We start from the raw sequence: 866 nt of genomic DNA on the forward strand, positions 1-866 counted from the left end.
CATGGCTCGCAGCGGAAGCAGAACCCTTATTCTCAGAATTTAATGAGTTTTTTCATAAAAAAACAGAATATAAAATTGACACTGCAAGGATACTAGGGTTTTCAAAAGAAAGAAATTTTTTATCTGAAAAGCTCTACGATACTCTCCTGCTAGACGCTATAAATTTTACATCATCCTCAAAACTAATGGATTTTTTCTCTTCAGCTTATCAGGAAGTCAATCCTACTGAACTAAATGATGAAGGCCAAGCTTTTAAAGCTCTTAATAAAAAACTCACAGATGCTACAACTGGTTTTTTAGAAAAAATTGATATCTCTTATCACCCAGAGTTATTTAAACAATTAATAGAATTTGGCTTAGGCAACCAGCCTTCGTATATTTTAGATATACTCGATTGTCCTCAATTTAAGAGCCTAAATAATCAGCTTCGTTATATTAAAGACCATGCACCTACGCCTACTCAAGCCTCAAATAGCAATCCACAACCCGGTACGTTTTTAAGTCGCTTTTGGTCTAAACCCTCTGATTTCAATACTTGCTTCAATCAATATCAAACAAGTGTTATGCAATCAGCCTTTAGTTTTTTATTCTCTAAAGAACGAGATATAGTCGCATTAGAAAAACAGCTTACTCAACATAAAGAAAAATTCTTATCTCGTTCTGGCCTAAAAAATAGCTATCCAGACTTTCAAAGCCATCACTTAAAGCTTTTCAATCAATTGCGGTCTCAAGCCAATCAACCTGAGCCTGTTGCTACCTATACGCTGTTACATTCTCAACATGAAACAACAGTATCAGCGAATATTCCAAGCCAAGAAATGTAAAGTATGGCACAGTGCTTTCTAGGTGTGAAAGTCTGAACCTAG

Annotated in this window: 1 protein-coding gene; it reads left to right on the top strand. The window is 35.3% G+C overall.

The window, feature by feature from the left end; all coding sequences use genetic code 11:
- On the top strand, positions 1-824 hold an 824-nt coding region (locus C200_RS15915), incomplete at its 5' end, for a hypothetical protein (protein WP_033923852.1).
- Positions 825-866 lie beyond the last annotated feature (42 nt).

It is taken from the genome of Piscirickettsia salmonis LF-89 = ATCC VR-1361 (assembly GCF_000297215.2).
Lineage (GTDB): Bacteria > Pseudomonadota > Gammaproteobacteria > Piscirickettsiales > Piscirickettsiaceae > Piscirickettsia > Piscirickettsia salmonis.